The organism is Peribacillus sp. NPDC097224 (genome assembly GCF_044761985.1).
Taxonomy (GTDB): Bacteria; Bacillota; Bacilli; order Bacillales; family DSM-1321; genus Peribacillus.
Window position 1 is genome coordinate 41,542 of the sequence record NZ_JBIWDK010000008.1, and the last position, 13,534, is coordinate 55,075.

12 protein-coding genes, 1 riboswitch and 1 other annotated feature are annotated in these 13,534 nt (G+C 44.2%); of the genes, 7 read left to right on the forward strand and 5 right to left on the reverse strand.

Annotated features, from left to right (window positions below; all coding sequences use genetic code 11):
• Positions 1-2: 2 nt before the first annotated feature.
• Entirely contained in the window at positions 3-140 is a 138-nt protein-coding gene (locus tag ACIQXR_RS15635; protein WP_402875124.1) for a hypothetical protein, read from the forward strand.
• A 276-nt stretch (positions 141-416) separates the two neighbouring features.
• On the forward strand, positions 417-2,105 hold the full coding sequence (locus ACIQXR_RS15640; RefSeq protein WP_402875121.1) for a methyl-accepting chemotaxis protein: 1,689 nt from the start codon (positions 417-419) through the stop codon (positions 2,103-2,105).
• Positions 2,106-2,346: 241 nt separating this feature from the next.
• On the opposite strand, the gene pckA is transcribed toward ACIQXR_RS15640, so the two are convergent.
• Positions 2,347-3,930 (reverse strand): phosphoenolpyruvate carboxykinase (ATP), encoded by a 1,584-nt coding sequence (gene pckA, locus ACIQXR_RS15645; RefSeq protein WP_402875118.1) that lies wholly within the window; start codon positions 3,928-3,930, stop codon positions 2,347-2,349.
• A 577-nt stretch (positions 3,931-4,507) separates the two neighbouring features.
• Positions 4,508-4,670, forward strand: a riboswitch (SAM riboswitch).
• A 168-nt stretch (positions 4,671-4,838) separates the two neighbouring features.
• On the opposite strand from pckA, the gene metK reads away from it, so the two are divergent.
• Positions 4,839-6,035: a methionine adenosyltransferase gene (gene metK / locus ACIQXR_RS15650; RefSeq protein WP_402875116.1), complete on the forward strand. Its 1,197-nt coding sequence runs from the start codon at positions 4,839-4,841 to the stop codon at positions 6,033-6,035.
• Positions 6,036-6,175: 140 nt separating this feature from the next.
• Here the strand turns inward: metK and ACIQXR_RS15655 are convergent, their stop codons facing one another.
• On the reverse strand, positions 6,176-6,694 hold the full coding sequence (locus ACIQXR_RS15655) for a gamma carbonic anhydrase (protein ID WP_402875249.1): 519 nt from the start codon (positions 6,692-6,694) through the stop codon (positions 6,176-6,178).
• Positions 6,695-6,908: 214 nt separating this feature from the next.
• On the opposite strand from ACIQXR_RS15655, the gene ACIQXR_RS15660 reads away from it, so the two are divergent.
• Positions 6,909-7,712: an alpha/beta hydrolase gene (locus ACIQXR_RS15660; protein WP_402875113.1), complete on the forward strand. Its 804-nt coding sequence runs from the start codon at positions 6,909-6,911 to the stop codon at positions 7,710-7,712.
• A gap of 76 nt (positions 7,713-7,788) precedes the next feature.
• Here the strand turns inward: ACIQXR_RS15660 and ACIQXR_RS15665 are convergent, their stop codons facing one another.
• The 3 genes from ACIQXR_RS15665 to mnmL form a co-directional block, all read right to left on the reverse strand.
• A complete protein-coding gene (locus tag ACIQXR_RS15665) occupies positions 7,789-7,950 on the reverse strand; it encodes a hypothetical protein (RefSeq protein ID WP_402875110.1) in 162 nt (53 codons plus the stop codon).
• A 95-nt stretch (positions 7,951-8,045) separates the two neighbouring features.
• Positions 8,046-8,618: a tRNA 5-(aminomethyl)-2-thiouridylate-methyltransferase MnmM gene (mnmM, locus tag ACIQXR_RS15670; RefSeq protein WP_402875107.1), complete on the reverse strand. Its 573-nt coding sequence runs from the start codon at positions 8,616-8,618 to the stop codon at positions 8,046-8,048.
• Positions 8,615-9,580 carry a tRNA modification radical SAM protein MnmL/YtqA gene (mnmL, locus tag ACIQXR_RS15675; RefSeq protein ID WP_403080356.1) on the reverse strand — a complete coding sequence of 322 codons (966 nt, stop codon included), beginning with the start codon at positions 9,578-9,580 and terminating at the stop codon, positions 8,615-8,617. Before mnmL ends, mnmM begins: the two co-directional genes overlap by 4 nt.
• Positions 9,581-9,744: 164 nt before the next feature.
• On the opposite strand from mnmL, the gene ACIQXR_RS15680 reads away from it, so the two are divergent.
• The 3 genes from ACIQXR_RS15680 to leuS all read left to right on the forward strand — a co-directional run bounded on the left by ACIQXR_RS15680 (position 9,745) and on the right by leuS (position 13,456).
• A complete protein-coding gene (locus ACIQXR_RS15680; RefSeq protein WP_402875102.1) occupies positions 9,745-10,248 on the forward strand; it encodes an SMI1/KNR4 family protein in 504 nt (167 codons plus the stop codon).
• Between the two features lie 87 nt (positions 10,249-10,335).
• Positions 10,336-10,599 carry a DUF2524 family protein gene (locus ACIQXR_RS15685; protein WP_402875099.1) on the forward strand — a complete coding sequence of 88 codons (264 nt, stop codon included), beginning with the start codon at positions 10,336-10,338 and terminating at the stop codon, positions 10,597-10,599.
• Positions 10,600-10,758: 159 nt separating this feature from the next.
• Positions 10,759-10,987: a binding site (T-box leader), on the forward strand.
• Between the two features lie 54 nt (positions 10,988-11,041).
• Positions 11,042-13,456 carry a leucine--tRNA ligase gene (leuS, locus tag ACIQXR_RS15690; protein WP_402875096.1) on the forward strand — a complete coding sequence of 805 codons (2,415 nt, stop codon included), beginning with the start codon at positions 11,042-11,044 and terminating at the stop codon, positions 13,454-13,456.
• The last annotated feature ends 78 nt before the right edge of the window (positions 13,457-13,534 follow it).

Genomic DNA, 13,534 nt, shown 5'->3' on the forward strand with positions numbered 1-13,534 from the left:
AAATGAATATGTATACTAAAGCGTATGAAACCTATTTAATGACTTGCGAAAGATATGGAATCGAGTCGATTAACTTTCACCATTTCATCAAACATTTAACCGAGGATCAGTTAGACGAATACAGTAAATTAGCCATTTAAATTGAAAAGGACGTGTTCTTGTAGATGGATCTAGCCGATGTGGAAGCCTTATAGAAACCCCACCCGTTACGAATAGTAGAGGTGGGGTTTTGTTATGTCTAAAAAGGAAAAAGAGATATGGATTCGACGAGGAAACCTAATGACTCTTTAACGAGCATTAGGTTTTTTTTCCTTGAAGTGACAAAATATTATGTAGAATATGGTAAAATGGATATAGGACTTTATACTCTTATATGATGGTCAAAGAAGATAGAAAACCGACTTGGGGGATGCTATATGAAATTAACTGTATCAAAAAAATTATGGGGTAGTTTTTTATCTTTACTTGTATTTTTATTGGCCATTGGAACTGTATATTTGTTGATTATCGATGATCTTAATAAACAATATACGTTTTTATTGGATAATCGCGTGAAAAAGACTCAACTTGTGGATGACCTGATCATCAATCAGCAAGATTACTCCAACGATATTCGGGGATATATGATCTATGGAGATGCCAAGTATTTAGAAGGCCGGTCCGAGAAGTATGATAGGTTTGAAGGTGCCTATAAAGAGTTAGAAAAGACGATGGAAAAGAAAGAAGATCGGGTTTTACTGGAAGAGGCATATAAAGCAAAACAGAAGTATACAGAACTTTCAGAACAAATAATCAATAATGTCCAGAAAGAGAAAACACAGGAAGCTTTGGTCATTGCGAAAGAGACCAGTGTACTAGAAGAAACAATCATCGAAAAAGCCATACAGTTAAGTGACAACCAGAAGGTTTATATGCAAGAGAAAAGGAAAGAGATTGATGCTTTGGTGAAGGATATGCTGAGCTTCATCACGTTGGTCATCATCGGAGGCTTCATACTTAGTATCGTAATGCCGACTGTCCTGAGTCGCAGCATCACCCGTCCGGTCCGCAAGCTCACTGCGGCTATTGGTGAGGTTGCTGGAGGAAATCTCCAGGTGGAAAGCATACAGGTCCGGAACAAGGACGAGATTGGGGAAATGGCCGGTGCATTCAACAAAATGGTTAATGAACTGAAGTCGATAGTCTCGAGTATGAGGGATTCTTCGAGCCAGTTAGCCGTTCAAGCGGAGCAAATGTCAGCCAGTTCCGAGGAAAGCCTTGCCTCTTCGGAGATGGTTGCTAAAACGGCAGAGGATAATATGCAAGGAACGAATCAGCAAGTGGTCATTATTGAAAATTCGGTGGATTCCATGAATGAAATGGCTGCAGCCGTCGGGAGAGTTACGGAAAGCAATGTCGACATGCTTCAATCTGCTGAAACGGTGAATTCGCTAGTTCGTGAGGGGTCATCCAGCATGAATGCGGTGACAAAGGAAATGAATCATATCAATTCCACCATTCAGGACTCGGCGAAAATCATGGAAATGATGACGAGCCATTCAAGTGATATTCAAAGAGTGACAGCCTTGATTACGGACATTTCCGACCAAACCAATTTACTGGCATTGAATGCCGCGATCGAGGCTGCCCGTGCCGGGGATCATGGAAAGGGTTTTGCGGTCGTGGCAGATGAAGTCCGGAAACTGGCTGAGCAATCGAAATTGTCCGCTTCAGAGATTGCAAACATGGTCAGCATGATTCAAGATGCGACCAAAAAAGGGGTGGAATCCATCAAGATGGGAACCAAGAAAGCCGAAGATGGACTCATTGCATCGGAGAATTCCTTGCAGGTGTTCGACCAGATCAAAGTGGCTGTCGGTGAAGTGGGAAAACGGATAGAGTCGGCATCCAATGCTATCGAAGACATTCAAGCCATGACCGAAGAGGTGGCAGCAGGGGCCACTTCCGTAAAGGAAATTGCGGTGAGCGCTGCTGAACGGGCACATGATACAAGTGCAGCCACAGAAGAGCAGCTAGCGGCGAATGAACAGATTACGACAGGCGCCCAATCACTAGCAATCCTGGCCGAAAACCTACAGAAGGAAGTAAGCCATTTCAAGATTTAAGAACACGATGAAGAACCCGAACGAAGAACACCACTCACACGGTGTTTTAGTCGTTCGGGTTTTTTCTGTTGCAATGCGATTTGTCACATGAAATAGGAGGAAGGGGATGGGGATAACCAAGGGGTGTGCGCGTAGAAAGCTAATATGGGGAAGAGGAGGATATCCAGGGACTATGCATTCTTGCTTTGATGATGAAGAAAAGGACCAAGCGATTTTCGCTTGGTCCTTTTTCCTAACTTTATTATGCAATCGGCCCGCCAAGTTCTTCGATTTCGTTTGGTACGCTACCGAATTTCTTGAAGTTTGCACGGAATTGAGCGGCAAGGTCTTTTGCTGATTTTGTGTATGCAGCAGGGTCTGCCCATGTTTTGATTGGTTGAAGCACTTCATCAGGAACACCAGGAACATGAACCGGAATGTTCAAGCCGAAGATATCGTCTTGAACGGTTTCAATGTTGGCTAATTCACCTTCAAGTGCCGCTTGGATCATGGCACGAGTGTAAGCAAGCTTCATACGGCTTCCAGTTCCATAAGCTCCGCCAGTCCATCCTGTGTTAACCAGGTATACTTTTGCGTCATGCTCGTCGATTTTTTCTCCAAGCATTTCAGCATAGCGTGTAGCAGGAAGTGGTAGGAAAGGTGAACCGAAGCATGTAGAGAATGTTGCTTCAGGAGACGTCACGCCTCTTTCTGTACCTGCCAATTTGCTTGTGTATCCGCTCAAGAAGTGGAACATGGCTTGTTCTTTAGAAAGTTTGCTGATTGGAGGCAGTACGCCAGAAGCATCAGCCGTTAAGAAAATGATTGTATTCGGGTGTCCCGCAATACTTGGATTCACGATGTTATCGATCGCTTGCATTTGGTATGCAGCACGGGTGTTTTCCGTTAATGAGCTGTCATCGTAGTCCGCCACGCGTGTTTCGGGATCTACCACGACATTTTCCAATACGGCGCCGAAACGGATGGCGTCGAAGATCTGTGGTTCTTTTTCACGTGAAAGGTTGATGGTTTTTGCATAGCATCCGCCTTCGATGTTGAATACACCATTAGAAGACCAGCCGTGTTCGTCATCACCAATCAGTTTACGGTTCGTGTCGGCAGATAAAGTCGTTTTACCAGTACCGGACAATCCGAAGAATAAAGCGACATCGCCTTCACGACCTACGTTTGCCGAACAATGCATCGGAAGGATTTCTTCTTCCGGAAGTAGGTAGTTCATGATTGAGAAAATCGATTTCTTCATTTCACCTGCGTATTCAGTTCCACCGATTAGGATAGTACGGCGTTCGAATGATACCATGATGAACGTTTCGGATTGCGTTCCATCAACTGCTGGATCCGCTTTGAAATTAGGTGCGGAAAGGATGGTGAATTCTGCTTCATGCCCTCTTAGTTCTTCCTCATTCGGACGGATGAACAATGTATGAGCAAAAAGGTTGTGCCAAGCATATTCATTAACCACTCGGATAGGAAGGCGTGATGATTCGTCTGCACCAGCAAAACCTTTGAAGACAAAGACTTCTTCTTTTGTCTTTAAGTAATCCACTACTTTACTATATAGTTTATTGAATACTTCCTCGGAAATGGGTTGGTTAACTGGGCCCCAGTCAATTTTGTCCTTTACAGAAGCTTCTTCCACAATATATTTATCTTTAGGTGAACGGCCCGTGTATTTGCCCGTTTCAGCTTTTACTGCGCCGGTTGAAGTTAAAACGCCTTCATTTCTGCTTAATACTTTTTCAACTAATTGAGGAACTGAGAGTTGAGTTTGCACATTATTTCCTGCTAATAATTGGTGTAACTCATTAACGTCAACAGAATTCATATATGAGATACCTTCCTTTGTTTAAGTTTTTATAATACAATTAGTATAACACATTGGATTAAATAGTCTATACTATTTAACTTTTTTTGTGAATGAAAATGGAATAGTCGCATTAATCAATTATCTCACTTCGAGTGTAACCTTATGTATAGTGCGGGCATATACTTGCAGTGAGTCATCCTGGATGGATGTTTTTGAATCTGGTTGAATCGGGAGACGATCTGGATGAAGTAAATCTAGGATGTGAAAAACGATTGCTGCCACAAGTCTTTGTGAAGTCCCGTTTTAGGATTAGTGTACCTTTTCATTTATAATAGGAAGAAAAGAAGTGAACAACCATTTATGTATTTGAAAAAGGGATGAATATGGGGTTCGGATGGTATGTTCATTTTGTCTGATTTATCCATTGTAAGTCAATGGTCTTATCTTCTTAGTTTACACTCTTTAAGAATACTATTTATATTCCGGCTGTGCCAGATAAAAAGTTTTTTTATTTTTCATTGGGGAAAAATGTTCTATTTAGAAAAACATTGACAAATTCAGACTAAATACGATAGTATCTTAAATTGTACGGATTCTCTTATCCCGAGTTGGTGGAGGGACAGGCCCTTTGAAACCCAGCAACCTGCCATATTGAACTTGACTCCAAGGTCAATCGCCGAAAATAAAGCGATGAACCTTCAAGGAATAGTGGTGATGGTGCTAACCTGAGCAAGGTAAAAACCCTTGAACGATAAGAGTGAAAGGATAGATGATAGAATTTTTAAACCTTTCCTCATTTGCCAGGGAAGGTTTTTGTGTTTTTATTCATTAATTCTGTGTCTATGATTGAAACTAATAAGGGAAACGAGTTCCGTAAAAGATCAGGCTCATGCCTACAACATACTAACTTCCAAGGAGGAAATAAGATGTCAAAGAAACGTCTATTTACTTCTGAATCTGTGACAGAAGGCCATCCGGATAAAATTTGTGATCAGATTTCAGATTCCATTTTAGATGCAATCCTAGCTAAGGATGCAAATGCACGCGTTGCGTGTGAAACAAGTGTAACGACAGGTCTTGTACTTGTTGCTGGAGAAATTACAACATCGGCTTACGTGGATATTTCACGCATTGTCCGCGATACGATTGCAGGTATCGGGTACACTCGTGCGAAATATGGTTTCGATGCCGAGACTTGTGCTGTGCTAAGCTCGATCGATGAGCAGTCTGCTGATATTGCAGCGGGTGTTGATAAAGCATTGGAAGCACGTGAAGGTACGATGTCCGATGAGGAAATCGATGCTATCGGTGCAGGGGACCAAGGTCTTATGTTCGGATTCGCGTGCAATGAAACGGAAGAGCTTATGCCACTTCCCATTTCATTGGCTCATAAGCTATCATTCCGTCTTTCTCAAGTTCGTAAAGATGGCACGCTAAGTTATTTACGTCCTGATGGAAAAACGCAAGTAACGGTTGAATATGATGAAAATAACCTACCTGTACGTGTAGACACAATCGTCATCTCCACACAACATGATCCTGAAGTGACACTTGAACAAATTCAAGCCGACTTAAAAGAACATGTGATTAATGCGGTCGTACCGGCTGACTTAATCAATGAAGATACGAAATACTTCATCAACCCGACTGGCCGTTTTGTAATCGGCGGACCTCAAGGGGATGCTGGTCTTACTGGCCGTAAAATCATCGTTGATACGTACGGCGGATACGCTCGTCACGGCGGCGGTGCTTTCTCTGGTAAAGATGCAACAAAAGTGGACCGTTCTGCTGCATATGCCGCTCGTTACGTTGCGAAGAACATCGTAGCTGCTGGCCTGGCTGACAAAGCGGAAGTGCAATTGGCCTACGCAATCGGCGTGGCTAAGCCTGTATCCATCTCAATCGATACATTTGGAACGGGAACAGTAAGTGAAGAGGTGCTAGTGGAATTGGTAGAGGCGAATTTCGACCTACGTCCAGCTGGTATCATCAAGATGCTTGACCTACGTCGCCCAATCTACAAGCAAACAGCTGCATATGGTCACTTCGGCCGTACAGATGTTGATTTGCCTTGGGAGCGTACGGATAAAGCAGAAGCTTTAAAAACACAAGCTAAAGCGTAAATCATATGAGAAAAGGTGCCTTGCTTTAATGCAAGGCACCTTTTTTGATGGGCAAAAATAGGATTAAATATGGCTTCCTAGGGAATAATTCAAGGAATCCTATTTTTAGCTAAGCGTTTTTTGTAATCATACGATTGGTGTTACTTTATTCGGTCAGCCTGTTTATAGAGTTGTCCTTTTTCAGCATATTCCCGGACAATGCGATCCATATCCTGGCGATCTTCCTCATTAATTTCACGAACGACTTTGGCCGGCCTTCCAAAGGCTAAGGTGTTCGGCGGGATAACCTTTCCTTGGGGGACAAGGCTTCCTGCACCGATGAAGGCACCTTCACCGATTTCCGCTCCATCAAGGATGATCGAACCCATGCCGATGAGGGCTCTCTTTCGAATTTTGCAGCTATGTAGAATGACTTGGTGGCCAATGGTCACTTCATCTTCGATTATCAGTGGGTTATTGGGACTTTGATGAAGTACGCTGTTATCTTGCACGCTTACTCTTTTCCCGATGATGGTGGGTGCCACATCGCCGCGAATGACGGTATTGAACCAGATCGTTGATTCATCACCGATTTTGACATCGCCTGTCACGACGGCATTTTCAGCAAGATAGGCGCTTTCGGAAATTTCTGGTTCCATGCCTTTGAATGGATAAATAATCAATTTTCATCATTTCCTTTCCGAAGTGGATAATTTTGCTGTATTATTTTAATATACCGTATCAAAATAGCCTTGGCTACTATTTGATTGAGCACAATTAATTAGGTTTCGTTTTTGTTGAAAACCGAAAATGTGGTTATAATTTACCATATAGATTATTTTTCATTCTGCATGGAACGTTTACAACTAGAGAAAAGTGAAAGGGGGATTTCGAATGTGGAAATGGGAGACGGACGGAGATGCAAAAGGCGTCATCGTCATTATTCATGGGGCAATGGAGCATCATGGCCGTTACAAGTGGTTAACACAAATGTGGCTTTCAGCCGGATACCATGTCGTCATGGGCGACCTACCCGGGCAGGGAATGACGACACGCGCCTTCCGGGGGCATATCGATTCCTTTGACGAATATTTAGAAGAAGTAAAAAGCTGGATTGAAGATGCATACGATTATTCCCTTCCTGTCTTTTTATTAGGACATAGCATGGGTGGGTTGATTGCGATCCGCCTGCTTCAGGAGGAAGAATGGGACATCGCGGGGGTCATTTTATCATCGCCATGCCTCGGTCTGATGACGCATCCTCCCAAATACTTAACCGCCATTTCACACGGCATGAATATCGTGATGCCAAAATTCCGGGTGGATTCTGGGTTAACTCCCCAAATGGCGACGAGGAATTCGGAAATCCGTGAATCGGATACGAACGATACATTGTACATTACCAAGGTTTCCGTTCGCTGGTATCGGGAGCTTGTACAGGCAATGAAGGATGCTTTTGAAGAGATTCCGGAGTTTCAGGACGTGCCTTTACTGATGATGCAGGGCGGAGATGACAAGGTCGTCAACAAAAAGGCGGTCCGGGAGTGGTTCAACTATAACTTGGCCAGCGAAAAGCAATACAAGGAATGGCCGAAACTATATCATGAAATTTTCAATGAACCGGAGCGGGATGACGTATTTCAATATGCACTGAGTTTCGTTGAAAACCGGTTGAAGATATTGGGCTATGTCGTTTAAATAAGAAAAAAGCTGCTGAGAAACTTCAGCAGCTTTTTGTTTTAGAGGAATTTGTCAAAGACATGTTCGAACGGCTTCAATTCTTCCATCGTGTTCTATCTTCGGTCAATGCAGTCAGGCTGGTGACGAATAGACCATATGATTCACTTGTATCCCGTTTGATTTTCTCAGTCAATAAATCTGCCCTGCCAGTAACGAAGTCGATAATTGTTCCATGTTTCTGCACCCACTTATCCATTTTTTCCTCATTATAATGGGTAAAAGTTTAAAAGTTCGAAAAAATTCGGTCGGATTTACAAAAACACCACCGTTTATTGAACGGTGGTGTGAGTTCTACCTTTTTTCTATCGCAATGAGGAACGGAGGTGAATGAACTTGGTTGATGAAGTCGTATTTCAGGACATGGGCTTTTTGTTGAGACAGGTTCTGTACGTAGTGCATCAACGCATCCCGTTCCGCCTCTCCTCCTGGATGGCCGTGATAGATGACGAGGACGATGATGCCCTCCGGCGCCATCATGTCGAACAGTTTTTCAAGAGAAGCGATTGTCGTATCGGCTTGCGTGATGATCGATTTATCGCCTCCAGGGAGATAGCCAAGGTTGTAGATGGCCCCGGTGATCTTTCCAGCATGTTCCACGGTGATATACGTATCGAGCTGTTCATGTCCATCGTGGACGAGGGTGCAACGCTTTTGTAAATGTTCCGTTTCCAATTTATTCGCGGTAGTGTGAATGGCTTGCTCTTGAATGTCAAAACTATAGACATGACCGGTTTCGCCGACCAATTGGGCGAGAAAGACGGTATCATGGCCGTTGCCCATCGTTCCATCAACGGTGATGTCCCCTTGTTGAACGGCTCTCTCAAGAAGTAGCTTCGCAAAATCCAAAACGCGATCCAGCTTCATGGTGATGGGACCTCCTCTGATTGATAATGTTTTCCCTGCCAGCTATTGCGGCGTTTCAGTTCGGCATCGATGGCGTTCAGGACATCCCATTTATTGACGCTCCACATCGGCCCGATCATCAAGTCTATGGGGCCATCGCCGGTAATGCGGTGGACGATCATTTCTGGGGGAATGACTTCCAACTGATCGCATACGAGATTTACATAATCGTCCCGTTCAAGAAATTCAAGCATTCCTTTTTCATATTGCTTGACCATCGGCGTTCCTTTCAAAAGGTGAAGCAGGTGGATCTTGATTCCCTGGACATCAAGTTTAGCGACTTCGCGTGCGGTCTCCATCATCATTGCATAACCTTCGTTAGGCAAGCCATTGATGATGTGGGTACAGACCCGGATCCCGTGTTTACGCAGTTTATCGACGCCTTCCTTGTAGCAAGCATAGTCGTGGGCCCGGTTGATCAAGTTCCCCGTTTCATCATGGACCGTCTGCAGGCCAAGCTCGACCCAAAGATAGGTACGTTGATTCAGTTCGGCTAGATAGTCGACTACATCATCAGGCAGGCAGTCCGGGCGTGTCGCGATGGAAAGCCCGACCACTCCTTCCTGAGTGAGGACGCTTTCGTATTTTTCACGAAGCTCTGCCACGGGTGCGTGCGTGTTCGTGAACGCTTGGAAATAGGCCATATACTTGCCGTCTTTCCATTTGTGGTGCATTTTTTCACTGACTTTCTTAAATTGGACATCAAGCGGTTCGACGCGATCGCCTGCAAAATCCCCCGATCCTGCGGCACTGCAGAAGGTGCAGCCGCCATGTGCGACTGTGCCATCACGGTTCGGACAGTCGAAACCGCCGTCAAGCGCAACTTTGAAAACTTTATGGCCAAAGTGATGGCGTAAATGGTAATTCCAAGTATGATATCGTTTGTTATCCGTTGCATATATAAACGGGTTTGCTTGATCCATATCAGCAACCTCCTACGTGTAATAAAGCGCAACCTATATTATACAACATTCCGGAGAATAGGTCTTTTTCTTAAAAAAGAAGCGTATAATGTATCTTGAAGGTTAATTTTAGATAGTTAAACAGGTGTGTTCGTTTATCTAAATTGAGTCGGGAGCTGATGAATATGACCGTTCAAGTAGAAGAAGTCATAAATCAAATGAAAAAGAAATTAGCAGAAAATAACCAGGTGCTAGAAGTCAATGATGATGGGACTGTGTTCAATGCAACGTGTACCTTCAATTCTCCTGCCTCGGACGAACAAATCCTCGCTTTTGAGGAAAAGACCGGTTTGCTGCTGCCAGATGAATATAAAGCATTTTTGAAGATAACGAATGGGTGCCGCCTGTTCGATCATGTTGAATCCGGGGGCGAAAATGATTTATACAGCCTTGAGGATATCATAAATTACACGTATGAAGAAGATTATGAAGGCTGTTATAAGGTGGCCTGCATTTATCAAGATAATATTGTGATCCATGGAAATGACGTGGCCAAAGGCAAGCAGGATTATATCATGGTAAAAGGTCATATCGATGATTTCGATGAAAGCAAGCCGCTTCATATGGGTTTCGCGGAGTGGCTGGAGCAGTTCATTTCCCATCAAGGGGTAAAGTTCTGGGATAAGTGAAAAAAAATGATAATCCTCCCGTTCTTAGTTCAAACTAATTGTGATGATGTAATGTCATCCAAACGAACGTGAAGGAGAGGGTTTGAAATGGCAACTAGACAATCCGTTGGTCAGTTATTGGAGCAATGCGAAGGGGCTCTCCGATTTGCAGATTATGAATATAACGAAGCATCAAGGCTGGGCCATTACAGTGATGAGGAATTCCAGAAGTCACAGCTTTATATCGAAGAGGCTTTGACAAATTTGGACAAAATGTATGGAAGTGCGGATGCCCAGCAACGGGATATGCTTCAAAGGATGCAACAGCAATTGAATGATATAAAGAATGATATGATTTTATTGCGTCATTAAAGGTGTATGTGGGGGCTATGGAAGCATAGCTCCCTTTTCCAATGTGCACGATTTTGAATGGTGATGCATATATAATGAAAAACCTGGAGATAATGTTGGTGACCGGCTATTGCAATTATCGGTAAAATTGACTAGAATGAAATAAAATCAAATATTCTTATAAAGACTATGAAGAGAAGTAGTAGCAATTAGAACCAGTTTAGAGAGTTGACGGATGGTGCAAGTCAACCTGGATTGATTGTGAACTCGTCTTGGAGTCACAGGTGTGAAGCGATAGTAATGCCTGGCGTCCAATCCACGTTACGGAACTTTTAAGCTGGGCGATTGTTTGTTGTCGCCAATGTGGGTGGTACCGCGGGAAGATATACATAATCCTCTCGTCCCAATTTGGGATGAGGGGTTTTTTATTGTTTTTTTTATACGGAAAATAGGAGGAAGTCTAATGATTTTTGAACATAGAAGCATAGAAACGAAATGGCAGCAATATTGGGAAGCGAACAAAACGTTTAAAACGGGAGAAGATAGCGGCAAACGTAAATTCTACGCGCTGGATATGTTCCCCTATCCATCTGGAGCGGGTCTTCACGTTGGACATCCGGAAGGTTACACGGCGAGTGATATTCTGGCACGGATGAAACGGGCGCAAGGGTACAATGTGCTCCATCCAATCGGCTGGGATGCATTCGGTCTTCCGGCAGAGCAGTACGCAATCGATACGGGGAATGACCCGGCTGAATTCACGGAACACAATATCAACACGTTCCGTCGCCAAATCAAGGCGCTTGGTTTCTCTTATGACTGGGATCGTGAAATCAATACGACGGATCCGGAATATTATAAATGGACACAATGGATTTTCTTGAAATTATACGAAAAAGGCCTTGCCTATATCGATGAAGTCGCTGTGAACTGGTGCCCGGCACTTGGTACGGTTTTAGCGAATGAAGAAGTCATCGATGGGAAAAGTGAACGTGGCGGACATCCGGTCGAACGCCGTCCAATGAAGCAGTGGATGTTGCGCATCACGGCTTATGCCGACCGTCTGATCGACGATTTGGATGATGTGGATTGGCCAGAAAACATCAAGGATATGCAACGTAACTGGATCGGCCGTTCTGAAGGGGCTGAAGTCACATTCACGATCGATGGATTCGATGAATCATTCACGGTGTTCACGACGCGTCCGGATACATTATTCGGTGCAAGCTATGCGGTTCTTGCTCCAGAGCATCCTTTCGTGGATAAGATCACGACATCCGAACAACGTGCTGCCGTTGACGCCTATTTAGACGAAGTGAAACATAAAAGTGACCTGGAAAGAACGGACCTTGCAAAAGATAAATCAGGCGTGTTCACGGGTGCTTATGCAATCAATCCGGTCAATGGCGAAAAGATGCCGATCTGGATTGCCGATTACGTATTGATCAGCTATGGAACGGGTGCAATCATGGCGGTTCCTGCTCATGATGAACGTGATTATGAATTCGCAGTCAAATTCGACTTGCCAATCAAAGAAGTCGTAGCTGGTGGAGATGTGACGAAAGAAGCCTATACGGGCGACGGACTTCATGTGAACTCCGGATTCCTGGATGGAATGAATAAAGAAGAAGGCATCACGGCCATGATTAAATGGTTGGAAGAAAAAGCGATCGGTACGAAAAAAATCACGTACCGCCTTCGCGACTGGTTGTTCAGCCGCCAACGTTACTGGGGTGAGCCAATTCCAATCATCCATTGGGAAGATGGCACCATGTCAGCACTTAAGGAAGAAGAGCTTCCATTACTTCTACCTAAGGCAACGGACATCAAGCCTTCAGGAACGGGTGAATCACCACTTGCGAACATCACGGATTGGGTGAATGTAGTTGACGAAAACGGACGTAAAGGCCGTCGTGAGACGAATACCATGCCACAATGGGCAGGTAGTAGCTGGTACTTCCTTCGTTATATCGATCCGGACAATACGGAAGCTCTTGCCGATCCGGAAAAATTAAAAGAGTGGATGCCGGTCGACATTTATATCGGTGGTGCCGAGCATGCCGTGCTTCACTTATTGTACGCGCGCTTCTGGCATAAATTCTTGTATGACATCGGTGTCGTACCAACGAAAGAACCGTTCCAAAACTTATTCAACCAAGGGATGATCCTTGGCGAGAATAATGAAAAAATGAGTAAATCAAAAGGGAATGTCGTGAACCCTGATGACATCGTGGAAAGCCATGGTGCGGATACGCTTCGCATGTACGAAATGTTCATGGGGCCATTGGATGCATCCATTGCCTGGTCGACAAACGGATTGGACGGTTCACGCCGATTCCTGGATCGCGTCTGGCGCTTACTTGTCAATGAAGACGGTACGATGACGGATAAATTGGTCGAAACGGATGACAGTGGCAAGCTTGAAAAAGTGTATCATCAAACTGTCAAAAAAGTGACCGAGAACTATGAAGAATTGAAATTCAATACGGCGATTTCACAGCTGATGGTATTCATCAACGATGCCTACAAAGCGGAAGCACTTCCGAAAGAATATATCGAAGGCTTCGTGAAATTGCTAGCACCGGCTGCACCACATATCTCAGAAGAACTTTGGTCTAAGCTGGGGCATTCTGAAAGTATCGCTTACGGAACATGGCCTGCGTTCGACGAAGCGAAGCTCGTCGATAACGAAGTGGAGATCGTCATTCAAATCAACGGAAAAGTCAAAGCCAAACTTATGGTGCCGACTGATACGACGAAAGAAAAACTCGAAGAAATCGCGATGGGCGAAGACGCCATCAAGGAACAGATTGATGGTAAAACCATCCGCAAAGTCATTGCCGTACCTGGCAAATTAGTCAACATCGTCGCAAACTAACAATCAAAAGAGCTGCCCCGCATATTGGCCGGGGCAGCTCTTTTTTTGTGTTGCCCTGGAAAGGGACATTCGTCGATT